Source organism: Shewanella mesophila (assembly GCF_019457515.1).
Classification (GTDB): Bacteria; Pseudomonadota; Gammaproteobacteria; order Enterobacterales; family Shewanellaceae; genus Shewanella; species Shewanella mesophila.
This window is the reverse complement of the sequence record NZ_CP080421.1, coordinates 1170093-1194233: the sequence shown is the minus strand read 5'-3', so window position 1 is coordinate 1194233 and position 24141 is coordinate 1170093. Positions and strand designations below refer to the sequence as shown.

General features: G+C 44.3%; 19 protein-coding genes and 2 tRNA genes. 1 reads left to right on the top strand and 20 read right to left on the bottom strand.

Annotated features, from left to right (window positions below; genetic code table 11):
- Positions 1-458: 458 nt before the first annotated feature.
- The 7 genes from K0I73_RS05365 to pnp all read right to left on the bottom strand — a co-directional run bounded on the left by K0I73_RS05365 (position 459) and on the right by pnp (position 9031).
- Positions 459-1298 carry a nucleoside-specific channel-forming Tsx family protein gene (locus K0I73_RS05365; RefSeq protein ID WP_220064272.1) on the bottom strand — a complete coding sequence of 280 codons (840 nt, stop codon included), beginning with the start codon at positions 1296-1298 and terminating at the stop codon, positions 459-461.
- Positions 1299-1652: 354 nt separating this feature from the next.
- Positions 1653-2912: a NupC/NupG family nucleoside CNT transporter gene (locus tag K0I73_RS05360; RefSeq protein WP_220063477.1), complete on the bottom strand. Its 1260-nt coding sequence runs from the start codon at positions 2910-2912 to the stop codon at positions 1653-1655.
- Between the two features lie 177 nt (positions 2913-3089).
- On the bottom strand, positions 3090-3902 hold the full coding sequence (locus K0I73_RS05355) for a TatD family hydrolase (protein WP_258405298.1): 813 nt from the start codon (positions 3900-3902) through the stop codon (positions 3090-3092).
- Positions 3877-4041 (bottom strand): DUF5363 family protein, encoded by a 165-nt coding sequence (locus K0I73_RS05350; protein ID WP_220063476.1) that lies wholly within the window; start codon positions 4039-4041, stop codon positions 3877-3879. Before K0I73_RS05350 ends, K0I73_RS05355 begins: the two co-directional genes overlap by 26 nt.
- Positions 4042-4141: 100 nt before the next feature.
- Positions 4142-5722, bottom strand: coding sequence for a peptide chain release factor 3 (gene prfC, locus K0I73_RS05345; protein WP_220063475.1), 1581 nt, complete (start codon positions 5720-5722; stop codon positions 4142-4144).
- A gap of 187 nt (positions 5723-5909) precedes the next feature.
- Positions 5910-6800 carry a lipoprotein NlpI gene (nlpI, locus tag K0I73_RS05340; protein ID WP_220063474.1) on the bottom strand — a complete coding sequence of 297 codons (891 nt, stop codon included), beginning with the start codon at positions 6798-6800 and terminating at the stop codon, positions 5910-5912.
- A gap of 128 nt (positions 6801-6928) precedes the next feature.
- Positions 6929-9031 carry a polyribonucleotide nucleotidyltransferase gene (pnp, locus tag K0I73_RS05335; RefSeq protein ID WP_220063473.1) on the bottom strand — a complete coding sequence of 701 codons (2103 nt, stop codon included), beginning with the start codon at positions 9029-9031 and terminating at the stop codon, positions 6929-6931.
- A gap of 203 nt (positions 9032-9234) precedes the next feature.
- Between pnp and K0I73_RS05330 the strand changes: the two genes are divergently transcribed.
- Complete coding sequence (locus K0I73_RS05330) at positions 9235-11268, top strand: putative bifunctional diguanylate cyclase/phosphodiesterase (protein ID WP_220063472.1); 2034 nt, start codon at positions 9235-9237, stop codon at positions 11266-11268.
- A 76-nt stretch (positions 11269-11344) separates the two neighbouring features.
- Here K0I73_RS05330 and rpsO read toward each other — a convergent pair whose 3' ends face one another.
- The 13 genes from rpsO to ftsH all read right to left on the bottom strand — a co-directional run bounded on the left by rpsO (position 11345) and on the right by ftsH (position 24123).
- Positions 11345-11614, bottom strand: coding sequence for a 30S ribosomal protein S15 (gene rpsO / locus K0I73_RS05325; RefSeq protein ID WP_220063471.1), 270 nt, complete (start codon positions 11612-11614; stop codon positions 11345-11347).
- A 95-nt stretch (positions 11615-11709) separates the two neighbouring features.
- On the bottom strand, positions 11710-12657 hold the full coding sequence (gene truB / locus K0I73_RS05320) for a tRNA pseudouridine(55) synthase TruB (protein WP_220063470.1): 948 nt from the start codon (positions 12655-12657) through the stop codon (positions 11710-11712).
- Entirely contained in the window at positions 12657-13073 is a 417-nt protein-coding gene (rbfA, locus tag K0I73_RS05315; protein WP_220063469.1) for a 30S ribosome-binding factor RbfA, read from the bottom strand. Before rbfA ends, truB begins: the two co-directional genes overlap by 1 nt.
- A 50-nt stretch (positions 13074-13123) precedes the next feature.
- Positions 13124-15787 carry a translation initiation factor IF-2 gene (gene infB, locus K0I73_RS05310; RefSeq protein ID WP_220063468.1) on the bottom strand — a complete coding sequence of 888 codons (2664 nt, stop codon included), beginning with the start codon at positions 15785-15787 and terminating at the stop codon, positions 13124-13126.
- Between the two features lie 26 nt (positions 15788-15813).
- Positions 15814-17313, bottom strand: a complete 1500-nt coding sequence (gene nusA / locus K0I73_RS05305; protein WP_220063467.1) for a transcription termination factor NusA — start codon at positions 17311-17313, stop codon at positions 15814-15816.
- Positions 17314-17340: 27 nt separating this feature from the next.
- Positions 17341-17796: a ribosome maturation factor RimP gene (gene rimP, locus K0I73_RS05300; RefSeq protein ID WP_220063466.1), complete on the bottom strand. Its 456-nt coding sequence runs from the start codon at positions 17794-17796 to the stop codon at positions 17341-17343.
- A 155-nt stretch (positions 17797-17951) separates the two neighbouring features.
- A tRNA-Met gene (locus tag K0I73_RS05295) sits at positions 17952-18028 on the bottom strand.
- Positions 18029-18133: 105 nt separating this feature from the next.
- Positions 18134-18219 (bottom strand) — tRNA-Leu (locus K0I73_RS05290).
- Positions 18220-18344: 125 nt separating this feature from the next.
- Positions 18345-18689 carry a preprotein translocase subunit SecG gene (gene secG / locus K0I73_RS05285; protein ID WP_220063465.1) on the bottom strand — a complete coding sequence of 115 codons (345 nt, stop codon included), beginning with the start codon at positions 18687-18689 and terminating at the stop codon, positions 18345-18347.
- A gap of 3 nt (positions 18690-18692) precedes the next feature.
- Complete coding sequence (gene tpiA, locus K0I73_RS05280) at positions 18693-19475, bottom strand: triose-phosphate isomerase (RefSeq protein ID WP_220063464.1); 783 nt, start codon at positions 19473-19475, stop codon at positions 18693-18695.
- A 181-nt stretch (positions 19476-19656) separates the two neighbouring features.
- Positions 19657-20988 carry a phosphoglucosamine mutase gene (gene glmM, locus K0I73_RS05275; RefSeq protein ID WP_220063463.1) on the bottom strand — a complete coding sequence of 444 codons (1332 nt, stop codon included), beginning with the start codon at positions 20986-20988 and terminating at the stop codon, positions 19657-19659.
- 64 nt (positions 20989-21052) lie between these two features.
- Positions 21053-21838 (bottom strand): dihydropteroate synthase, encoded by a 786-nt coding sequence (gene folP / locus K0I73_RS05270; RefSeq protein ID WP_220064270.1) that lies wholly within the window; start codon positions 21836-21838, stop codon positions 21053-21055.
- 302 nt (positions 21839-22140) lie between these two features.
- On the bottom strand, positions 22141-24123 hold the full coding sequence (ftsH, locus tag K0I73_RS05265) for an ATP-dependent zinc metalloprotease FtsH (protein ID WP_286670427.1): 1983 nt from the start codon (positions 24121-24123) through the stop codon (positions 22141-22143).
- Positions 24124-24141: the final 18 nt, after the last annotated feature.

The window sequence follows — 24141 nt, the reverse complement described above, 5'->3', positions numbered from 1 at the left end:
TTAATTCATTCAAATACTAAAAAAAGAAATAGACGTATGACAGCACCTAAGAGTTGGCATTATTTTGATTATTGTTATGGCCGGGCCTTCAGGCGTTGCCGTAAATCTTGTCTAATGCGTATTAATACAAAATCTGATTAATACACCTGACTAAAGTTTACTTATTCAGGTATTCAATGCCTCGAGTCACCTCGATAGCGATCCTGACACAGGGTCACGACTTGAATCCTTGAAGACCGGGAAGGGGAACTGAGTTATTATCACTGTAGAGCAGTGTTCCTGCCTTTCCGCGAAAAATCCATTTTAGCGCGTAAAACTATTAACCTTTATCTAAATAAGCTCTATCAATATAGTTCATACTTAGATATAGATTAACCATCAAACAATGAAATAAACATTAAATTTGATGGTTAATTGGAGCCGTATAATCACGGCTCCAATACTTACTTATTCTATTCTTAGAACTTGTAAGTTGCAGAGAAGTAATGAGACCAGCCAGTAGACTCAAGTGCTAAAGCGCCAGCTCCATCTTCTAACAGATAAACGTCTTTGAAGCCTTTTAGACCATAACCAAGTGCGTAACGATCTGAGTGCCAGTACAGACCAAAGAAGGCTGCACCACCACTTGACGTCTTAGGAACGAAAGCAGCCTTATCTTCATCAGCACCAAATTGGTAATCAACATAGCCTTGGAAAGATAGGAAGCTCTTGTTTTCGAAGAAGTAGAAAGGCTTGAACCAGTTGGCAGAGAACTGGTAACCGTTCCACTCTTTAGCGTTCAGGTCATAAAAACCGTATAGGTTCATGCCAGTTTTGCCTAACCAAGGCACCATTACGTCTGCACCAACACCCCAGAATGAGCTATTTACACCATTGCCGTTTAAACCATCCCAGTTAAATAGCGTTGAGAAGTAAACTTCTTGAATAGGGCCGAAAGACAGGTCCTTGCCTGTGATTGCATCGATAGATACACGAGGAGCAAACTTCATGAACAACTTACTAGTACCAGAACCTGGGTTCTTGTCACCGTTGCTTGAAGTTTGAGTGCCTAGGTTGAATACATCAACATAGCCATAAAGATCAAAGACACCAGAGCGGCCGCCAAATTCCATCTCTAGATAGTTGTGCTGATCACCTGATGCTGGGTTATCAGGCTTCTCACCTACAGAGTACATTGCATTGAACTGCATCCACTTGTAATCGCTACCATGAAGGTCTGAGCGATCAGCTGCGAAAGCGTTTCCTGACATTGCAGCTACTGCTGTAGCAGCTAAAGCTAAAGTTTTAACGTTTTTCATCATCAACCCCATTATTTTATGGTTTTACTGCTCTTAACGAGTCAGCGTTTTTTACTTAAGTTTTTTAACTTATTTGCGGCGCATTTTACTCAAATTTTATTAAATCACAATACAATTAACGTAAAAATGCGAACACTATATCTTAACAGTAAAACAAACTTCTGATTTGGCGGTATATCTTGAGCTAACTCACAAACTCCGCCTTAGTTTGTTTGCACATAGCGCCTCTATTTTGGTAATAGAAGTCACGCCGTTTGTAACAAATTCGTTGAAAAATGGTTAGGTTAACTTTGACTCTGCCCTGCTGGGCAGAGTCACAGTTCAGGGGCATCCCCCCAAGGAATTACCTGAGACTTATAACGCTAGGAATAAACCTGCTAGCGTCGCACTCATCAAGTTAGCTAGAGAACCAGCAACTACCGCACGTAAACCTAGTTTTGCTAAGTCATGACGACGTGTTGGTGCCATGGCTCCTAGACCACCTAATAGAATAGCGATTGAAGACAAGTTAGCAAATCCACATAGTGCGAATGAGATGATAGCTTTAGTTCTATCAGTCATTACAGCATTAGTCGCTTCAACCAACAAACCGCCATCAGCAACATCTTTTAGGTATGGAGCAAAGTTTAGGTAAGCAACGAATTCGTTAACAACTATCTTCTGACCGATGAAAGAACCTGCAACAAGTGCCTCGTTCCAAGGTACACCGATTAGGAATGCTAAAGGCATAAAAATATAGCCAAGTATCAGCTCAAGCGTGATGCCTTCTGCGCCGAATAGACCTGTAACACCACCGATGATACCGTTGATCATAGCAATTAAGCCTACGAAAGCGATCAACATTGCACCAACGTTTAGTGCTAGGTGCATACCAGATGAAGCACCAGCTGCTGCTGCGTCTAATACGTTCGCTGGCTTATCTGGATCTTCTGGAAGATCATCCATCTCATTAACAGTTTTATCTGTTTCTGGATGCATAAGCTTAGCCATTAATAGACCACCAGGAGCCGCCATGAATGACGCTGCAACTAGGTATTCAATAGGTACACCCATCTGCGCATAACCAGCAAGTACTGAACCAGCAATAGATGCTAGACCACCAACCATGATGGCAAATAATTCAGACTGAGTCATAGTCGCGATAAACGGACGAACCACTAGTGGTGCTTCAGTTTGACCAACGAAGATGTTAGCAGTTGCTGACATAGACTCTGTGCGGCTTGTACCTAATGCTTTTTGTAGACCACCACCGATAATACGGATGATCCATTGCATAATGCCTAGGTAGTAAAGCACAGCGATTAAAGAAGAGAAGAAAACGATAACTGGTAAAACGTTAATCGCGAAAATGAAACCAACTTTAAATTGGGCTAAATCACCGAATAGAAAGTTAATACCATTTTGAGCATAACTGATCACGCTAGATACGCCATCAGAAACACCTTTTAGGATGTCCTTACCTACTGGCACATATAAAACGAAACCAGCGAAGAACGCTTGAATTGCTAACGCACCGAAAACGGTACGAACGTTAATAGCTTTTTTGTTATTAGAGAACAAGAAACCTATTGCAAGTAAGGTGACCACCCCTACTAAACTCATTAAAATATCCATTAACCATCACCCTATTGTTAATACTTTTTAATTATGTTGTTAACCAACCTTTTTCACCGTCAGATTATACTAGACGGAATGGTTAAAATCGTCGTTTTGATCAAGTTTTTGAAGTTTTATTTCAAGGTGTTATAAAAAAAAGTTGATGCGATTTACATCTGTTTTTTTTAAAATAAACTAGAGTTCAAAGAGTTGCAGTGTATTTTGAAACACTTGTTCTGATACTAGAACGCAAGATTTTTTTTGTAAATTAGCGATTTTCTCAATTAGCAAATGCAAAATTAAGCTTGATCCGTTGATTTCATCGGCAATCCCTACTTCTTTCTTACTAGAAATAAGTGCTAAATCAGTCTCAATGACAAAAGATGTCAATGGTAAGTTGACAATCGTTTCCGGTAATTTCTTGGCTTTTTCGTCTAGCAAGAGATGTCCAATACCCAACTTCATACCCACATTCAGGTACCTTTTAGCCAACTCAGAGCCACCATAAAAGCCATGGATCACTCCGCCGTTTTCTAACGGATAACGTTTAAGCAACTCAAGTACTTCATTATGCGCTTTAACACTATGGATAATGACGGGTAACTGATAACGTTGGGCTAAAACCAAGTGAGCTTCAAAACAGGGCAGTTGCCACTGCCAATTATCGCGATGAAAACCATCTAATCCACACTCACCGATCGCCACCAAAGATAGATCACGGCGGTTCACCGCAAGATATTGCTCAAGTGATACAACATCTGCTTGCCAATCTTCATTGCAATACCAAGGATGAATACCTAAGCCATAATGACATTGGTACTGCTTAGCTATATCAATTAACTTTCCCCAACCCTCGACAGACACCCCAGGAATGACGGCGTCAACCAAGCCTTGCTTTCTCATTTGTCCAACGAGTCGCTCTCGCAGTGGTTCAAACGCATCAAAATCTAGGTGAATATGGCTATCGAACACTTTTAGCAGATCATTTGGCATTGTCTTTAGTCTCATCGACGGACGGCTCTGCGTTTTTTCGCGTTTTTTTTAAAGGCGGATCCGATAGATTTGGGACGCAGCAACGCTTGTTATCTTGGGTCAACCCCATCTTGTCACACCAAGTGATATAGGCTCGCCACCACTTTACGATCATAGCCTTCTCCCTCTCCAGTTTTAAATTCACCTTATCAAAACGGGGAAACTTTAGGCACAAAAAAAGCAGACGAATCTGCTTTTTAATATAGCTTTAACGCTTAGTTCTCTCGCGTTTTGGCAAACTCTATGTCGGGATAACGTTCCATCGATAAGTTTAAATTAACCATAGTTGGCGCAACATAAGTGAGATTATCACCACCATCTAGTGCAAGATTATTGCTGCACTTACGCTTAAATTCATCAAGTTTCTTGTGATCATCACAATAAACCCAACGCGCCGTTGCCACGCTGATAGCTTCATAGATAGCTTCGACTTTATATTCACTCTTTAGACGTTGTACAACAACTTCAAACTGAAGTACACCCACGGCGCCAACAATCAAATCATTGGAATCGAGCGGCCTAAAGACCTGCACGGCGCCCTCTTCCGAAAGTTGTACAAGCCCCTTTAGCAACTGCTTCTGCTTTAACGGGTCTTTGAGACGAATACGGCGGAACATCTCTGGCGCAAAGTTAGGAATACCTGTAAAGCGTAGCTTCTCACCTTGGGTAAAAGTATCACCAATACGAATGGTGCCGTGATTATGTAAACCGATAATATCACCAGGATATGCCGCTTCGGCTCGGTTACGATCCCCAGCCATAAAGGTTAACGCGTCACTCACGTTAACATCTTTGCCTATACGTACATGATGCATTTTCATGCCTTGCTCATAACGGCCAGAACAAACCCGCATAAAAGCAACCCGATCTCGATGCTTTGGATCCATGTTCGCTTGGATCTTAAAAACGAAGCCACTGAACTTAGTATCTTCTGGCTCTACCACTTTAACATCAGTTTCACGCGGCTGTGGACGAGGCGCCCACTCAACGATGCCATCGAGGATATGATCAACACCAAAATTGCCCAGTGCGGTACCGAAAAATACTGGAGTAAGCTCCCCCTTAAGGAAAGCATCTAAATCAAATTCGTTTGATGCACCAAGCACCAACTCCATCTCATCACGGATCTCTTGAGCGTAGCTGCCGATAGCTGCATCTAACTCTGGATTATCTAAACCTTTAATAACGCGAGAATTTTGAATCGTATGCCCCATACCGTTTTGATACAGAATCACTTCATCACGCAACAGATGATAGACGCCTTTAAACTCTTTACCTGCTCCAATAGGCCAAGTAATAGGCGCACAGGCGATATTAAGCACATCTTCAACTTCATCCATCAACTCGATAGGATCACGAATATCGCGGTCGAGTTTGTTCATAAAGGTGACAATGGGCGTATCACGCAGACGTGTCACTTCCATCAATTTAATGGTGCGCTGCTCAACACCTTTGGCCGAGTCGATAACCATTAAACAGGAGTCTACTGCCGTCAGAGTACGATAGGTATCCTCGGAGAAGTCTTCGTGACCTGGGGTATCGAGCAGATTGACGAGCGCATCGTGATAAGGAAACTGCATCACAGAGGTAGTGATCGAAATACCGCGATCTTTTTCCATCTCCATCCAGTCCGACTTAGCGTGTTGACCCGACTTTTTGCCCTTAACTGTACCAGCCTTTTGTAGCGCGTTTCCGAACAACAATACTTTTTCAGTGATGGTAGTTTTACCCGCATCTGGGTGCGAGATGATGGCGAAAGTACGACGCTTGTCGACTTCAACTTTATAGCCTGACATGGTTACCTGCGAATGATGGAGTGCTAAAAGCCGGCAATTATAGCGCCTAGGTGGTGTGATGGCTAGTCTGTTAGTCGTCAATAGAGCCCTAATAGAATTGAGGCTATAACAAAATATTTTTGGAACTACGACTATGTAGAAAAAAGCCTTCGCAAAGACGAAGGCTAGCATTACCGAGAATCAATAATTACTCTTGCTCTAATACTTGGCTCATTTTTGCAAGTTCGACACGTGCATATCTGTGTTCGACGAAATCATAAATATTGGTCGCAAGCGCAAGCCTGAAGTAATTAGCTGCATCGCTATACTCGCCCTGTTTCTGGGCGACTTTCGCTAGATAAAAATAGGCTTCGCAAAGACGCTCTGCATATTCATTAGGGTGACTAAGTCCTTGCTTTGCGATACTAAAAACCTCCGTCTTACTCACCTTACCCAGATAATAATCCACTAAGGTCGTCGCCCATGCATTGTCGGCTAACTTTGCTCGACGTTCAATAAGGTGCGTTTTAGCAAGCTCTGCATCTCCGTTCGCTTCGATGATATAAAGCCACAAGACACGATAACCATCTTGCTCATCCCCCTGATAAAAGCTTTGCATATCGGCGGTAGCCAGATCATTACGTTCACCATAATAAAGTGCTATACCGCGATTTAAATAGGCATAATCATAATCAGGCGACAACTCAAGTACGGCATCGAAAGCCTCATAAGCACTTTCAAACTCTCCCTCTTGGGTATAGTAGATCCCGATAAAGTTATATGCATCGGCTAAATTAGGTTGCAGCTTTAATGACTGATGAAAATCAATACGACTGAGAATACGTAGGCCAACGCTATCGTAAATAACACCGCGATCATAATGAAACCGCGCACGCTGATCGGGAGTCAATTCGGCAGAGGTCAAAATATCGTTAAGTCTTGCTAAAGTCACTTCTAACTTATAATCCGGCATTACGGGGGCAACCATTAGCTTGCCCTGCTCAGCACTGGCGTCTGATTGAGTTGATACACATCCTGTTAGCAACATACTAAGACCAGCCATAACCGCTACTGTGGCTGAGCGCAATTTATAAGTCATCCATTTAACCTTTTAACTTCAGCATTAGCCTCAATCATAGCAATCCCAAATACTAACGGCTATCTGCATTTATAAAAAACCAATAAAAAAGGAGACCTAATGGTCTCCTTTCTTCAAACTATTAACGATTATTCGCTAGCAGCTTCTTCTTTAGGCTGAGCTTCTTTCATTGAAAGACGAACTCGACCTTGGCGATCCACTTCCATCACCTTAACTTTCACTTCTTGGCCAACTTCTAGGTAATCAGAAACATTTGCAACACGCTCTTCAGCGATTTGAGAAATGTGTACTAGACCATCTTTACCAGGAAGAATGGTAACAAATGCACCGAAGTCAACGATACGAACCACTTTACCGTTGTACACAGTGCCCACTTCAACTTCAGCAGTGATCTCTTGAATACGACGAATCGCTTCTTGAGTCGCTTCACCATTTGAAGAAGCGATTTTCACTGTACCATCGTCATCAAGTTCGATTGTGGTGCCAGTCTCTTCAGTCAACGCACGAATTGTCGCACCGCCTTTACCAATCACATCACGGATCTTTTCAGGGTTGATCTTGATGGTGGTGATACGAGGAGCGTGGTCAGAGATCTCTTCACGGTGACCTGAAATCGCTTGGTCCATCACGTTTAGGATATGTACACGAGCACCATAGGCTTGCTGAAGTGCAATTTGCATGATCTCTTGCGTGATACCTTCGATCTTGATATCCATCTGCAGTGCAGTAATACCGTCACGAGTACCCGCTACTTTAAAGTCCATGTCACCTAAGTGATCTTCATCGCCTAGAATATCAGAAAGTACGACGAAATCGTCACCTTCTTTAACTAGACCCATAGCGATACCAGCGACAGAAGTCTTGATTGGTACACCGGCATCCATAAGCGCTAGTGAAGTACCACAAACTGAAGCCATAGAGCTTGAACCGTTAGATTCAGTGATTTCAGATACTACGCGAACGCTGTATGGGAACTCTTCAGCCGTTGGCATAACAGCTTTAATACCACGCCAAGCTAGCTTACCGTGACCAATTTCACGACGCTTTGGCGAACCAACCATACCTGTTTCACCAACAGAGTATGGAGGGAAGTTATAGTGAAGCATAAAGCGATTGGTGTATTCGCCCATGATGCTATCAATCTTCTGTGCATCACGCTCAGTACCTAAAGTACAAGTCACTAACGCCTGAGTTTCACCACGAGTAAACAGTGAGCTACCGTGAGTACGTGGCAATACACCAGCCATTACGTTTAGTGCGCGGATCATATCTGGTTCGCGGCCATCGATACGAGGGTTGCCTGCGATGATACGGCTACGAACCACTTTCTTCTCTAGGCTAGCTAGAAGGCCGTCGATTTCGCGTGTGTTTGCGTCTGGGTTTTCAGCTAATAATGCTTCTTTAGCTGCTGTTTTAACAACACCGACTTGAACGTAACGGTCTTGCTTAACTTGAATTTGGTAAGCTTCGGTTAAACCCACTTCAGCCAAATCTTTGATCTTAGCAACCAAATCTTGGTCTTGAACTGGTGCAGCCCAATCCCATACTGGTTTGTTAACTTCAGCGCGTAGTTCTTTAATTGCCTCAATAACGACTTGTTGTTGTTCATGGCCATAAACCACAGCACCCAACATGACTTCTTCAGGAAGCGCGTTCGCTTCAGACTCAACCATAAGTACTGCGTTTTCAGTACCCGCAACTGACAATTCAAGTTCGCTGTCAACTAGCTGAGAAACGGTTGGGTTTAGGATGTATTCGCCGTTCACATAGCCGACACGAGCCGAACCGAGTGGACCATTAAATGGAATACCTGAGATAGACAGTGCTGCTGAAGTACCAATCATAGAGATAACTTCAGGGCTAATTTCTGGATCAACGGAAACTACAGTAATGATGACCTGAACTTCGTTCTTAAAGCCGTTAGGGAATAATGGACGAATTGGACGGTCAATAAGACGTGCTGTTAATGTTTCACCTTCAGATGGACGGCCTTCACGCTTAAAAAATCCACCAGGGATTTTACCAGCAGCATATGTCTTTTCTTGGTAGTTAACGGTTAATGGAAAAAAGTCACGACCTGGCTCTTCAGCTTTCTTTCCGACAACAGTTACTAAAACTGTAGTATCACCCATACTTGCTAAAACAGCAGCGTCAGCTTGACGTGCAATAACCCCAGTCTCTAGCGTGACTGTATGTTGACCATATTCAAAACTTTTTACGATTGGATTCACGTGAACCATTCCTTAATTTAATAACCTTATTTTCGCGGGTAAGTATACTTCAAGTCTAATCAATAGATAAAGAGCACATGTAGATGACAAAGCTGAATCTTTTCTCTAAAGTAGTTATATAAGGCAATTTTCGTCATCAATCGCTGCTTTTTCTATGACAATAGAATGTGAAGAGTCACCAATCAGGTATAGAGGAGTGGCAAATGAGCGCTAAATTTAAATCATTGACATGGAAACAAACGACTTTAGTCGTGTTTTCAGCGATGTTTTTTGCCTTTGCCATTTTCATCGTCGAAATCGCTTTAGTCGGAATATCCGCTCGCCAACAACTGACCGCTTCTCAAGAGGAACTACTTAATTCAATAGAACAACCCGCCGCAAATGCGGTTTGGGCGTTAGACGACAATTTAGCCACTCAAACCTTAGAAGGTGTACTAAAAGTCGAGCACGTCGGAGAAGCATTAATTGAACTCGACGACGGCAGCATCTTCGTATCGATGAACAATCCATCTACCGACAACGCGTTAGTACGAAAGCTAAGTCAAAAACTGTTCGGCGATCTGAAACAAATTTCTCGCACTTTATACCGACCATCATTTTTCGAAGGCACTGATAAACAGCAAGTTATCGGTATACTCACCATATTTTATAACACCCAAGAACTCACAGACTCACTATTTTCTCAACTTAGATTTAGCTTTCTGGCAACCCTAGCCCGAGCACTCTTAGTGACGTTAGTCTTGTCGATATTATTTCATCGATTCCTGACTAAACCGATTGCAGAGATCAGCGAAGCGATAGATAAAATCGATCCTGAACTGCCTGACGAAAATTTATTGCCTATGTCTCCCGCCCATCAAGATGATGAACTGGGACTAGTGACATCAAAATTTAATCAAATCTTAATTCAATTTGGTCAAACACAAACCAAATTACGCCGTATGGCTACAAGGGATCCTTTAACAGGACTGCCTAATAGAACACTGCTACTTGAAACTATCGCGGTATCGATCCAAAGAGCACGCGCACATAAACACCAGTTCACCATGTTGTTTATCGACTTAGACCGTTTTAAAAACGTCAACGATTCTCTGGGACATGCACTGGGAGATCAATTCCTAGCGAGGATCGCGCGAATATTAGAGCGCGTTGTTGGTGACAGGGGAACCGTTGCACGCCTTGGCGGTGATGAGTTTGTGATTTTAGCCGATGACGCCCGTACCCCAGACCAAGCAGCCGATTTTGTTGACAAATTATTGATGCAACTGAACGTTCCACTGCAGTTAAATGAACATACAATTCACCCTGCCGCCTCAGTCGGTATCTCTATCTACCCTGATGATGGATTAACCGCAGAAGACCTTATTCGCCATGCTGACATCGCAATGTACAGCGCAAAAGCATCAGGGTCTAATCAATGGGCATTTTTCAAACAACAGATGACCGAGCGTGCAGCGGTTCGATTACGTACCGAAGCATCCTTACATGACGCGCTAAAAAATAATGAGTTTTTACTGCACTTCCAGCCAAAGTTCTGTATTAAGACGGGAGAAGTCATCGCCTGCGAAGCACTTATTCGTTGGAAGAAAGATGGCCGTTTAATTAGCCCGATGTCATTTATTCCTGTCGCCGAAGAAACTGGAATCATTATTCCACTAGGCCGCTGGGTAATAGAAGAAGCCTGTAAGACTCTTAAGCATTGGAAGAAACGCTATAACTATACAGTTCCAATCGCGGTTAACGTCGCCTCACAACAATTTGCAGACCCTAGCCTAGTACCCGATATCAAACAGTTATCACTGAGATATCAGATTGAGCCCCATTTACTCGAAGTCGAAATCACTGAAACCTCATTAATGAACGATATCGAGCTGGCAATCACTAAACTGGAACAACTAAAGTCTGCAGGGTTTGGCATTGCGGTAGATGACTTTGGAACCGGATATTCATCGCTTTCGTACCTAAGACATCTGCCGATCACAACCATGAAAATTGACCGCTGCTTTGTTACCGATCTACCTCATGAAAGCGCTATAGCCTCTACAATTTTGATGTTAGGTAAACAGCTTAACCTGCATATTGTGGCCGAAGGCATTGAGAATGAGCAGCAATTAGCTTGGTTAAAAGAGATGGACTGTCAAATAGGACAAGGCTTCTATTTCAGCCAGCCATTGCCATTGGATGAGTTCGAAAACAAATATATTGCCCCTAAAACGGCAACCATCAGCCAACTATAATATTGACTAGCCATAGTTCAAGCATAAAAAAAGGAGGCTAAGCCTCCTTTTTTTACTACTGTACACTAATGCAATATTAGCGACGTAGACCTAGCTTTTTGATCAGCTCTTGGTAGCGAACGTTTTCAGTACGCTTTAGGTAAGCAAGAAGCTTACGACGAGAGTTAACCATACGAAGCAAACCACGACGTGAGTGATGATCATGGATGTGCTCTTTAAAGTGACCTTGCAGATGGTTGATCTGTGCGGTTAAAAGAGCTACTTGAACCTCAGTAGAACCAGTGTCATTCTCACAACGACCGAAATCAGCCAAGATTTGTGCTTTTACTTCTGAACTTAGTGACATGTTTTTCTCCAAAATAATATAAATGCTTCAGCCGATCACTAACTCAGCCGAAGAGAGCGCGGTATAGTACCTATTTTATAACCAGCTTGCAAGCGTTATGCTTGCTCGTCTCGTAATACAATTAAACGCTTTGGTGCCAATAGGCCGTCATCATTCATTGCACCCACGCCGACAAATTTACGTTCATCACCTATGGTAATGCGCACCAGCTCATCGACGGGTAAATTAGCCACTTGAACTGGATTACCATTCAGTAAATAGTGAGCAATATCATCAGAGACATTGATCTCTTTAAAGCCACTCACCGCGGTATCCATCGGTAGAAGTAAAGGATCGAGCAACTCTTTCGGTGGACGCTCCTCTGACTGAGCCTTCTGTAATAAGTTCTCTAGCTGTTCTAGCGAAACCATCTTATCGTAGGGGTATCCAGCAACGCCTGTACGACGCAACATGATAACGTGAGCGCCACAACCAAGCATTTCCCCGAGATCATCTGTGATAGTCCGGATATAAGTGCCCTTAGAACAGTGAATATCTAAGGTTAACTCATCGCCTTCAAGCTTAATGAAATTAAGCTCATACACAGTGATAGGACGCGCCTCTCTCGGCACCTCAATCCCTTCTCGAGCGTATTTGTAGAGTGGTTGACCTTGATGTTTCAATGCTGAGTACATTGAGGGAACTTGCATAGTATCCCCTCTAAAATACTCTAATGCCTCGTCCAGCTGAGCTTGGGTAAAGTCTATTTCGCGGGTTTGTACCACTTCACCATCTGAGTCACTGGTATCGGTACGCACACCAAGCTTAGCGGTAACTAAATAGCGCTTATCAGCATCAAGCAGATGCTGGGAAAACTTAGTCGCTTCACCAAGACACACTGGCAACATTCCCGTTGCTAATGGGTCGAGAGCGCCAGTATGACCCGCTTTAGCGGCATTATAGATACGCTTAACACGCTGCAGAGCAAAGTTAGAGCTCATTCCAGTGTCTTTGTCGAGCAGCACTATACCATCGACAAAACGACCCTTAGGTTTGCGCGCCATTACTTTTCACCTTGCTCTTCGTCTTGTTCGGTATCACTGCCATGTTCACGAGCCTTGGCCTGATCAGAACTGATCACCTGACTGACGAGGTTAGACATACGCATACCTTCAACAAGTGATGCATCATAAATAAAACGAATCTCAGGCATAACGCGCAGTTTCATACGACCAGCCACTAACGAACGCACATAACCTGCAGCTGTCTCTAGTGCCGCGAGCTTTTCCTCGACCACGGCTTTGTCTTCTTCGAAGAAGGTCACATATACCTTGGCATAACTGAGATCTCGAGACACATCGACATCGTTAACAGTAACCATTCCAATACGAGGATCTTTAATATCACGCTGTAACACTTGAGCAAGTTCTTGTTGAAGTTGCTGAGCAATACGACGAGTACGACTAAATTCTTTTGCCATAATTATTGCCACTCTTAACTAAAAAAGGCGGCTTACGCCGCCCTTTACTATTATAAGGTTCGAGCGATTTCGACCGTTTCAAAGACCTCTATCTGATCGCCAACTCTGACGTCATTATAGTTCTTCACGCCGATACCACACTCCATACCGTTACGAACTTCGTTGACGTCATCTTTGAAGCGACGTAACGATTCAAGTTCACCTTCGTAGATAACCACGTTATCGCGAAGAACACGGATTGGAGCGCTACGCTTGATAGTACCTTCGGTAACCATACAACCAGCAATAGCACCAATCTTAGGCGACTTAAACACGTCTCGAACTTCAGCAAGACCAATGATCTCTTGTCTAAATTCTGGTGCAAGCATACCGCCCATCGCAGCGCGAACTTCATCTATAAGATGATAGATAACGCTATAGTAACGAAGGTCGACACTTTCGCTATCGATTGTCTTACGCGCTTGTGCATCGGCACGAACATTAAAGCCAACCATAATCGCATTAGAGGCAGCAGCAAGTGAAGCGTCAGTCTCTGTCAATCCACCTACACCACTAGCGATAATGTTCACTTTAACTTCATCGGTAGAGAGTTTATTAAGTGAATCAGAGATAGCTTCAAGTGAACCTTGAACATCAGCTTTAAGCACGATGTTAAGTTCCTGAACTTCACCGTCGGTCATGTTAGCGAACATGTTTTCAAGCTTAGACTTCTGCTGACGTGCTAGTTTCACATCGCGGAACTTACCTTGACGGTAAAGTGCAACTTCACGAGCCTTACGCTCATCACGTACAACCGTTGCTTCATCACCTGCTGATGGCACACCTGAAAGACCTAAGATCTCTACAGGAATAGATGGGCCAGCTTCAGTGATCGAGTTACCATTCTCATCTTTCATCGCACGGACTTTACCGTACTCAAGACCACAAAGAACGATATCACCTTGCTTAAGCGTTCCTTCTTGTACCAATACGGTAGCAACTGGACCACGGCCTTTATCAAGCTTAGACTCGACAACCACACCAGCAGCCATACCTTCACGAACAGCTTTAAGCTCAAGTACTTCCGCTTCTAGCAAGATACCTTCAAGCAGCTCATCGATGCCTTCACCAGACTTGGCAGATACGTGACAGAACATGTTGCTTCCGCCCCAATCTTCAGACATAACACCATGCTGTGAAAGTTCAGACTTAACACGATCTGGATCCGCTTCAGGCTTATCCATCTTGTTAACGGCAACAATTAACGGTACACCGCCCGCTTTCGCGTGCTGAATAGCTTCAATCGTTTGTGGCATTACGCCATCATCGGCAGCAACAACCAAGATAACAATATCAGTCGCCTTAGCACCACGAGCACGCATAGCGGTGAACGCCGCGTGACCAGGAGTATCTAAGAAGGTGATCATGCCGTTTTCAGTTTCAACGTGGTATGCACCAATGTGCTGAGTAATACCACCGGCTTCACCAGATGCAACTTTTGCACGGCGAATATAATCGAGTAGCGATGTCTTACCGTGGTCAACGTGACCCATGATTGTCACTACTGGTGCGCGAGGCTCAACTTTAACATTGCCGTCACGATCAGCCAGTACTTGATGCTCTAATTCGTTTTCACGAGTTAGTACCACTTTGTGACCCATCTCTTCTGCAACCATCTGAGCAGTTTCTTGATCGAGCACTTGGTTAATCGTAACCATAGAACCCATCTTCATCATCTGCTTGATGATCTCAGTGGCTTTAACCGCCATCTTCTGCGCTAACTCAGCAACAGTAACTGTTTCACCAATGCTTACATCACGGCTAACAGCCGCTGCAGGCTTGTTGAAACCATGATCCATTGACTCTGGAGCGTTGCGTTGGTTACGACTATTACGGTCTCTACCACCGCGGTTATCTCTGCCGCCACGTTTCTTATTGACAACTTCTTTCTTGCCGCCAGCAGGTTTACGTGCGCGACGGCCACGCTTTTCAGCGTTCATGTCAGCGGTATCTTCTGCAGCGCGAGCTTCAGTTGAAGTCGTAACATGATGATCGGCGCTCTTCTCTGATTCTTTACGAATGCGCTCTTCTTCAGCCCAACGTTTCTCGTTTTCTTCAGCGAGTCGGCGTGCTTCTTCGGCTGCCGCTTTCGCTTCTTCATCAACCTTTTGCTTAGCTGCCGCTTCTTTCGCTGCAAGTAAGCGAGCTTCTTCAAGCTTAGCCGCTTTCTCTTCAGCGGTTTCAGCTACAGCAGGCTTAGCTTCCGCAGCTTTTTTAGCTTTCGCTTCTGCTTCAGCCTTCGCCTTAGCTTTGGCTGCTGCATCGGCTTCGGCTTTTGCCTTAGCTTCTGCCTCTGCTTTTGCCTTAGCTTCAGCTTCTGCGGTCGCTTTAGCTTCCGCTTCTAACTTAGCTTTAGCTTCCGCCTCGGCATCGGCCGCTGCATCACGTTTTACGAAAGTGCGCTTTTTGCGAACTTCGACTTTAACGTCTTTAGATTGACCACCGCTGCCAGCAACACTCAGTGTTGATACAGACTTACGTTGTAATGTCATCTTAGTTGGCGCAGCATCGCCGCCATGTTGTTTCTTTAAGAAATCAAGTAACTGTTGCTTCTCTTGTTCAGAAACCGTGTCGCTTTTATTCTTTTTAATGCCTGCTTCAGAAAACTGCTCGACTAGTCGATCTGCTGTTTTTCCAACTTCTGCGGCCAGTTTTTCTACTGTAGTATCTGCCATCTGTTAAATCCCCTCTGTTGATCGACTTATGCTTCTTCGCCAAACCAACAGATATTGCGGGCTGCCATGATGAGCTCACCAGCCTTTTGTTCTGTTAATTCTTCAATCTCGATCAAATCATCAATGCCTTGTTCGGCTAAATCTTCAAGCGTAATTACGCCTTTACTTGCCAACACATACGCCAAATGACGCTCTAAACCCTCTAAGGCAAGTAAATCTTCGCTCGGCTCAGCACCATCAAGTGCTTCTTCGGACGCCAGAGCCCGTGTAGAGATAGCAGCTTTCGCACGCTCTCTCAATGCTTCGACGACATCTTCGTCAAAACCTTCGATGTCTAAAAGTTCAGACTCTGGAACATAAGCAATCTCTTCTAATGAAGTAAAGCCTTCATCAGCGAGTACTTGAGCAAAATCTTCATCGACATCCAGTGAGGCAACAAACAAGTTAACCACCTTTGCACTTTCTGCTTGGTGTTTAGCTTGCATATCAGCCACTGTCATTACATTCAGCTCCCATCCCGATAACTGGGTCGCTAAACGAACATTCTGGCCATTACGACCAATTGCTTGCGCAAGAGAATCAGCTTCAACGGCAATATCCATTGAGTGATTATCTTCATCAACGATAATAGAGGCCACATCAGCTGGCGCCATTGCATTGATCACAAATTGTGCAGGGTTATCATCCCAAAGAACGATATCGACACGCTCACCACCAAGCTCATTAGAAACGGCTTGAACACGAGCGCCTCGCATACCAACACATGCACCGATAGGATCGATGCGGCGGTCATTTGACTTAACCGCAATCTTAGCGCGAGAACCAGGATCACGAGCAGCGCCCATAATCTCAATCATCTCATCAGCAATTTCAGGCACTTCCACACGGAAAAGCTCAATAAGCATATCCGGCTTAGTACGAGTTAAAAATAACTGAGCACCGCGAGCCTCTGGACGCACTGCATAAAGTAATGCTCGAACACGGTCACCAGGACGGAAGCTTTCACGAGAGATCAGGTCTTCTTTAAACAACACTGCATCAGCATTATTACCTAAATCAACCACAACACTTTCACGGTTACTCTTCTTCACGACACCTGTTATCAACTCGCCTTCTTTCTCACGGAACTGATCGACGATTTGAGCACGCTCAGCTTCTCGTACTTTTTGTACGATAACTTGCTTTGCTGTTTGGGTCGTTATACGGTCGAAGACAACAGATTCGATCTCATCTTCGATATATTCTCCGACTTGGATCTCTGGATCTTCATATTGAGCCGCTTCTAGGGTAATTTCACGAAATGGATTTTCTAATGCTTCTCCATGATCGTCTACTACCATCCAGCGACGGAAAGTTTCATATGCACCAGTCTTACGATCGATAGCAACACGAACTTCAATATCGCCTTCGTACTTTTTCTTGGTTGCTGTGGCTAACGCTATTTCTAACGCTTCAAAAATCTTTTCGCGCGGTACGGCCTTCTCATTTGAAACCGCCTCAGCGACTAGCAGAATCTCTTTGTTCATCCTCTTGCCTCGTTCACCTTGAATCCATCAAAACTTAGCGATTAAATTGCCTTTACGGATGTTATCCAAGGCAATAATCAGTTCGTTGCCATCAACGGTTAGAGTAAGCATCTGCCCCTCAACACCAGTGACGGTACCTTTTAAATTACGACTACCAGCAACAGGCATAGTCAATTGAACCTTTACAGTCTCGCCGATGTAAAGCGCATATTGCGCCGCATTAAATAGCGGCCTATCTACACCAGGCGAAGAAACTTCTAATGTATATTCGGTTGATATGGGATCTTCAACATCAAGCACGGCACTAACTTGACGACTAACATCTGCGCAATCATCAATAAAGATACCTTTCTCATTATCTATATATACGCGCAAAACTGAGTGCTTGCCTGCTTGAATAAATTCAATGCCCCAAAGACTGTGGCCTAATGCTTCAACTGGTGCGATAAGCATTTGTTCCAGTTTACTTTCTAAAGTTGCCAAGGTTACCCCCCGAAAAACAAAAAAGGGCCTAAAGCCCAGTACGACATCGCCAAAAGACGATATTTCAAAAGTCCAGATAACAAAAAACCCCGTAATCACGAGGTCATAGCATTCAGAACCTGTATCAGAAATGGATAAATCCATCACTGAGAAGCTGGTTGCGGGGGCCGGATTTGAACCGACGACCTTCGGGTTATGAGCCCGACGAGCTACCAAACTGCTCCACCCCGCGTCAACTGCTGCAATTATATTGATACTCATCAATATTTGCAAGAATAAAGCCAATTAACTAACAGACTTTATTACACTCAGACTAGCCAATAACTATTCTAAGATTTGGTGCGGATGGGGGGACTTGAACCCCCACGAGCATAGCTCACCACCCCCTCAAGATGGCGTGTCTACCAATTCCACCACATCCGCATGTGATCTTACTTTCTTCGCTGTTTACACCTTAACGAGATAATTGAGGAATAATCTCAGTGTTTAAAACTGGCACCAACAATCATACTTTGTTTTAGCCCAACTTAATCGATGATTAAGTTGTATTAGTCAGGAATCTTATCTTCTGACTTTTGGGTATCTGGTGCAGTATCGGTTACTGGTTGAGTAACAGCGGCTGCATCAGCACCTAAATCTTTCCACGAATCTTCACTCTTAGCATGGTTAGCGCTTAAGTTACCAATGGTTAAACTTAAAGCGAAAAACGCAATCGCTAAAACAGCGGTAGAACGTGTTAAAAAATTACCTGAACCACTTGATCCAAATAATGTTGCTGATGCACCGGCGCCGAAAGAGGCTCCCATGTCAGCACCTTTACCTTGCTGGATTAGGATTAAGCCAATTAGACCTAATGCGACCAACAAGTAAATAACCATTAGAACTTCGTACATATTTTATGCGCTCATTGCTATCGAACATAAACTTAAAAACTCGGTAGAGTTTAAGCTTGCACCGCCTATCAGTCCACCATCTACATCAGGCTGAGCAAATAGATCTGCTGCATTACTCGGTGTTACGCTACCACCGTACAAAATCCTGATATTCTCCCCAATAAATGGAGAAACTTCAGAGAGGCGTTTGCGAATAAACGCATGAACTTCCTGTGCCTGCTCTGGCGTAGCGCTCTTACCTGTACCCACTGCCCATAAAGGCTCGTAGGCGATAATCGCGTTATCAAAAGCCATGGTGCCATTTTTTTCAATGACCACGTCTAACTCTTCAGCAATCACCTCAAAGGTGCGTCTTGCTTCACGAGCCGGACCAGACTCACCAACACAGAGTATTGGGGTCAAACCGTGCTTTTGTGCTGCGGCGAACTTCTCCGCCACTATATCGCTTGTCTCGCCGTACATACGACGACGTTCGGAGTGACCAATAATAACATATCGACATCCTGAATCTGACAACATCTGCCCAGACACTTCACCAGTATAAGCACCAAACTCATGTTGACTAAGGTTTTGTGCGCCCATCCGGACAAGACAACCATTTAAGGCTTCTTTGTTAGCATCTAGCTGCTGACGTACACTTTCTAGAAATATACTAGGCGGACATAAGACTACTTCCGCAGAATCATTTTGAAGCTTATTAGCGAACTTGGTAAATAGCTCTTGCGCTAATTGCGCCGTGCCATTCATTTTCCAGTTCCCAGCGACCATTGGACGTCTAAGTGCCATCACTGTCTCCTCCTGAAAGCGGCGTGAATAATAGCGAACCACTTGTTAACTTACAATACCTAAATACCGAATTTTTGCGATAAACCGTCTACCCGTCTACTTTTTATCCTTAATTCATCGATAAAGGACAGGATTTAACCATGGGAAGATTAAATCCTGTTATTCAAAAATAATAATCGACCTAAACTAACGCTCTTATCGCATCGGCGATAACGTTCGCATGATGAGTCACATCGCTAGCTACATCACCCTCCACCATGACACGGATAAGCGGTTCGGTTCCTGATTTTCGCAATAGAACACGACCACGCTCGCCAAGCTGCTTCTCAACCTCAGCTTGTGCGGCTAAAACACTTTCTGCCGCAAGCGGATTATGATTACCTTCGAAGCGAACGTTCACCAAGACTTGAGGTAACATCTTTATCCCTTCGGTTAACTCTTCGAGTGTCGCCTTCTTACGACACATTGCGGCGAGGACAAGGATCCCAGCAACGATGCCATCACCTGTTGTTCCATGATCAAGATTGAGTATGTGACCCGAGTTCTCCCCACCAATTCGCCATGCGTTTTTCTTAAGCAGTTCCATCACATAACGATCGCCAACTTTAGATCTCGCAAACGGAATATCACGCGCTTTTAGGGCTAACTCCAAGCCTAAGTTGGACATTAAAGTTCCGACGATCCCACCTTGTAAGATACCTCGGTCTTGGGCATCACAGGCCAGAATATAAAGAATTTCGTCCCCATCGATAACCTTGCCGTGTCGATTAACCATCATAATACGATCGCCATCACCATCGAGCGCGATACCTAAATCAGCCTTTTCGGCAATGACGGTTTCACGAATTTTACCCATCGAAGTAGCGCCCACTTCATGGTTAATATTGATCCCATTAGGCGCTGTACCAATCACAACAACGTCGGCGCCCAGCTCTCTAAACACGTTAGGCGCAATGTGATAAGTTGCGCCATGAGCGCAATCAACCACAATCTTTAACCCCTTAAGTGTATGATCTGCGGGAAAGTTACCTTTGCAATACTCAATGTATCGACCAGGAGCATCTTCTATACGGGAGACTTTGCCTAATAGATGAGATTCTACGCAGGTGAGCGGTTTTTCAAGCTCTGCCTCTATTTCGAGCTCGATGGCATCATCTAATTTGCTGCCATCGCTTGAGAAGAACTTTATGCCGTTATCATAATAGGGATTATGAGATGCGCTGATCACCACCCCTGCTTCAGCTCTAAAAGTACGCGTAAGATAAGCGACTGCGGGCGTTGGCATTGGCCCCATTAGCATAACATTCAACCCTGCCGCCGACAGACCGGCCTCCATTGCCGATTCGAATAGATAACCAGAAATCCGCGTATCCTTGCCGATGATGACTTTGTTGGTACCTGAGCGTGAAAGCACACGACCTGCAGCCCAACCTAATTTTAACGCCAGTTCTGGTGTCATTTTCCCAGAACCCACCTTGCCCCGAATGCCATCGGTACCAAAAAATTTTCTCACGATGTTAACCTCTTACGCCCATAGTAAGGACGTCTACATTTACAAAAGTGTTATTATGACCGCGTTATAGCGACTCAAAATGAGTGGTTGCGTGCATCACTTTAAGCATATCGACTGTCTCTTTGACATCATGCACACGAAGAATATTTGCTCCTTGCTGAACACTTAACATTGCAGCGGCTAGACTACCCGCTAAGCGCTCATTAACATCGGCTTGTAAAAGTTGCCCTATCATACTCTTTCTTGAAAGCCCGATTAACAAGGGGAGCTCAAAACAGTTAAATTCAGCCAATCGATTCAGCAATTCATAATTGTTAGCAAGTGTTTTACCAAAACCAAAGCCTGGATCTAAGATAATCTGAGAACGGTCGATGCCTTGTGCTTCACATGCTTTAATCCGCGCATCAAAAAACTGCACAATATCCACAACGATATCACCATACGCTGGCGATTGCTGCATAGTTCTTGGTTGCCCCTGCATATGCATTAAACAAATAGGTACGTTCAGCTTGGCTGCGGTGGCTAAGGCGCCAGGTTCCTGCAGTGCCCTAACATCATTAATAAGGTGAGCGCCATTATCAACCGCCTCTTGCATCACTTTCGGCTTACTTGTATCGACCGATATCCATACATCATGATTTGCACTGACATATTCGACTAGTGGAATAACCCTATCTAACTCCTGTTCAAGAGTAACATCGGCGGCACCTGGCCGAGTTGACTCACCACCAATATCGATAAAACTGGCGCCTTGGGAGACCATTGCATCTGCGTGCCGACAGGCACGCTCGAAGCTATTGTGTTGACCACCATCAGAAAATGAGTCAGGTGTCACATTCAAAATCCCCATAACATGTGGGCGATTGAGCAATATTTTTTTCTGTCCGCTAACTAACTGCAAAAGATTTTCCTCGACAACAATCAACAATAGGCTGAATCATCAATTGAAATAACAAGATATCCTGATGACATGATTTACCACAGGATAAAAACGCATTTCGACGATGAAGAATTATTCGGTGATCAACAGGATTGATATGATCCTTTTCAAAAAATCGAACTAGTGATTTATTGAACTAACCAGTCTTAAACGAGAAAACCCCTTTCGGGGTTTTCTATTATTTTTAGTACGCGCGAATTCAATAAACCAAGTTATTTGGTCACTGGAGACTCATCAACACCTTTATTATCGCTTGGAGTTGATGCTTCGTTCAGAGGCTCTACAACACCAGCATCGTCAGCCTTAACATCCGCTTCAGCTTCTTTGCCACCTTTATGATCGCCATTACTGCCATTTTCGTCCAAATTCCAATCAGCTGGAGCACGAACTTCTCGGCGAGACATAAGATCGTCTATCTGAGTCGAATCAAGAGTCTCATACTTCATAAGCGCATCTTTCATCGCATGAAGAATATCCATATTATCAGTCAGGAACTTATTGGCTCTGTCATAGTTACTATCGATAATCATCTTAACTTCATCATCAATCACTTTGGCAGTCTCATCAGACATATGCTGTGATTTACCCATGCTGCGTCCGAGGAAAACTTCGTTATCATCTTCAGCATAAAGCACAGGACCAAGTTTTTCAGAGAAGCCCCACTGAGTTACCATGTTACGCGCAATAGAAGTCGCATACTTAATATCTTGTGAAGCACCGGTCGATACGCGTTCGCTGCCATAGATAAGCTCTTCAGCGAGGCGTCCACCGTAAGCCACAGAGATCTGACTCTCAAGCTTTCTTCGGCTCTGGCTGATGGCGTCAGCTTCAGGTAGGAAGAAAGTAACACCCAACGCACGACCACGTGGAATGATAGTCACCTTATGCACAGGATCATGCTCTGGTACTAAGCAGCCCACAATCGCATGACCTGCTTCATGATAGGCGGTCATCTCTTTCTCGTCTTCAGACATCACCATAGTGCGACGCTCAGCGCCCATCATGATCTTATCTTTAGCACTTTCAAACTCTTCCATTCCAACAACGCGGCGATTTCCACGCGCAGCGAATAGCGCAGCCTCGTTAACAAGGTTGGCCAAATCCGCACCAGAGAAACCTGGCGTACCACGTGCAATCACACTCGCCTTAACATCATCGGCTAATGGCACTTTGCGCATATGCACTTTAAGAATTTGTTCACGACCGCGCACATCAGGCAATCCAACAACCACTTGACGGTCAAAACGACCAGGACGCAGCAATGCTGCATCAAGTACGTCTGGGCGGTTAGTCGCAGCAATAACGATAATACCTTCATTGCCTTCAAAACCATCCATCTCGACGAGCATCTGGTTCAATGTTTGCTCACGCTCATCGTGACCACCACCGACACCGGCACCACGTTGGCGGCCTACAGCATCAATTTCATCGATAAAGATGATACACGGCGCTGATTTCTTTGCTTGCTCAAACATGTCACGCACACGTGATGCACCAACACCGACAAACATCTCAACAAAATCTGAACCAGATATAGTAAAGAAAGGTACCTTAGCTTCACCAGCAATCGCCTTTGCGAGTAGGGTTTTACCTGTACCTGGAGGCCCAACGAGTAACACACCAGTAGGAATGCGACCGCCTAGCTTTTGGAATTTGGTTGGCTCTCTGAGGTAATCCACCAGTTCTTTAACGTCCTCTTTAGCTTCATCACAACCTGCAACGTCGCCAAAAGTCGTCTTGATCTGGTCTTCACCCATTAATTTGGCTTTACTCTTACCAAATGACATCGCGCCCTTTCCGCCGCCGCCTTGCATCTGACGCATGAAGAATATCCACACACCGATAAGCAGTAGCATAGGGAACCAAGAGATGAAGATCTGAGTTAAGAAGCCAGATTCTTCGGCTTCTTGTCCCTTCATGGTCACGCCTTTGCGGTCAAGATCATTAATCAAATCTTGATCATACATAGGCATAATCGTAGTGAATTTTTCACCCGTTCGTTTTGTACCCTCAATGGTACGTTGGTCGCTTTTAACTTCGACAGCATTAATCTGCCCTGAACGAACATCGTCCAAGAATGCGGAATAATCCATCTTCAACGAATTTGATGAAGAGGGGGAATAACCCTGAAACACTGACATCAGCACAACGGCGATGACAACCCAGAGAATTAAATTTTTTGCCATATCACTCAAAATTACTAGACCTCATAC

Excerpts from the sequence above, each read along its gene's own strand:
- truB (WP_220063470.1), bottom strand. The coding sequence starts at position 12,657 with ATGGCGCGCAAACCTAAGGGTCGTTTTGTCGATGGTATAGTGCTGCTC.
- folP (WP_220064270.1), bottom strand. The coding sequence starts at position 21,838 with ATGGGGATTTTGAATGTGACACCTGACTCATTTTCTGATGGTGGTCAA.
- K0I73_RS05355 (WP_258405298.1), bottom strand. The coding sequence starts at position 3,902 with ATGAGACTAAAGACAATGCCAAATGATCTGCTAAAAGTGTTCGATAGC.
- K0I73_RS05330 (WP_220063472.1), top strand. The coding sequence starts at position 9,235 with ATGAGCGCTAAATTTAAATCATTGACATGGAAACAAACGACTTTAGTC.
- nusA (WP_220063467.1), bottom strand. The coding sequence starts at position 17,313 with ATGAACAAAGAGATTCTGCTAGTCGCTGAGGCGGTTTCAAATGAGAAG.
- rpsO (WP_220063471.1), bottom strand. The coding sequence starts at position 11,614 with ATGTCACTAAGTTCAGAAGTAAAAGCACAAATCTTGGCTGATTTCGGT.
- infB (WP_220063468.1), bottom strand. The coding sequence starts at position 15,787 with ATGGCAGATACTACAGTAGAAAAACTGGCCGCAGAAGTTGGAAAAACA.
- nlpI (WP_220063474.1), bottom strand. The coding sequence starts at position 6,800 with ATGACTTATAAATTGCGCTCAGCCACAGTAGCGGTTATGGCTGGTCTT.
- K0I73_RS05360 (WP_220063477.1), bottom strand. The coding sequence starts at position 2,912 with ATGGATATTTTAATGAGTTTAGTAGGGGTGGTCACCTTACTTGCAATA.
- K0I73_RS05350 (WP_220063476.1), bottom strand. The coding sequence starts at position 4,041 with ATGATCGTAAAGTGGTGGCGAGCCTATATCACTTGGTGTGACAAGATG.
- secG (WP_220063465.1), bottom strand. The coding sequence starts at position 18,689 with ATGTACGAAGTTCTAATGGTTATTTACTTGTTGGTCGCATTAGGTCTA.
- rbfA (WP_220063469.1), bottom strand. The coding sequence starts at position 13,073 with ATGGCAAAAGAATTTAGTCGTACTCGTCGTATTGCTCAGCAACTTCAA.
- tpiA (WP_220063464.1), bottom strand. The coding sequence starts at position 19,475 with ATGGCACTTAGACGTCCAATGGTCGCTGGGAACTGGAAAATGAATGGC.
- K0I73_RS05365 (WP_220064272.1), bottom strand. The coding sequence starts at position 1,298 with ATGAAAAACGTTAAAACTTTAGCTTTAGCTGCTACAGCAGTAGCTGCA.
- prfC (WP_220063475.1), bottom strand. The coding sequence starts at position 5,722 with ATGTCAGGCTATAAAGTTGAAGTCGACAAGCGTCGTACTTTCGCCATC.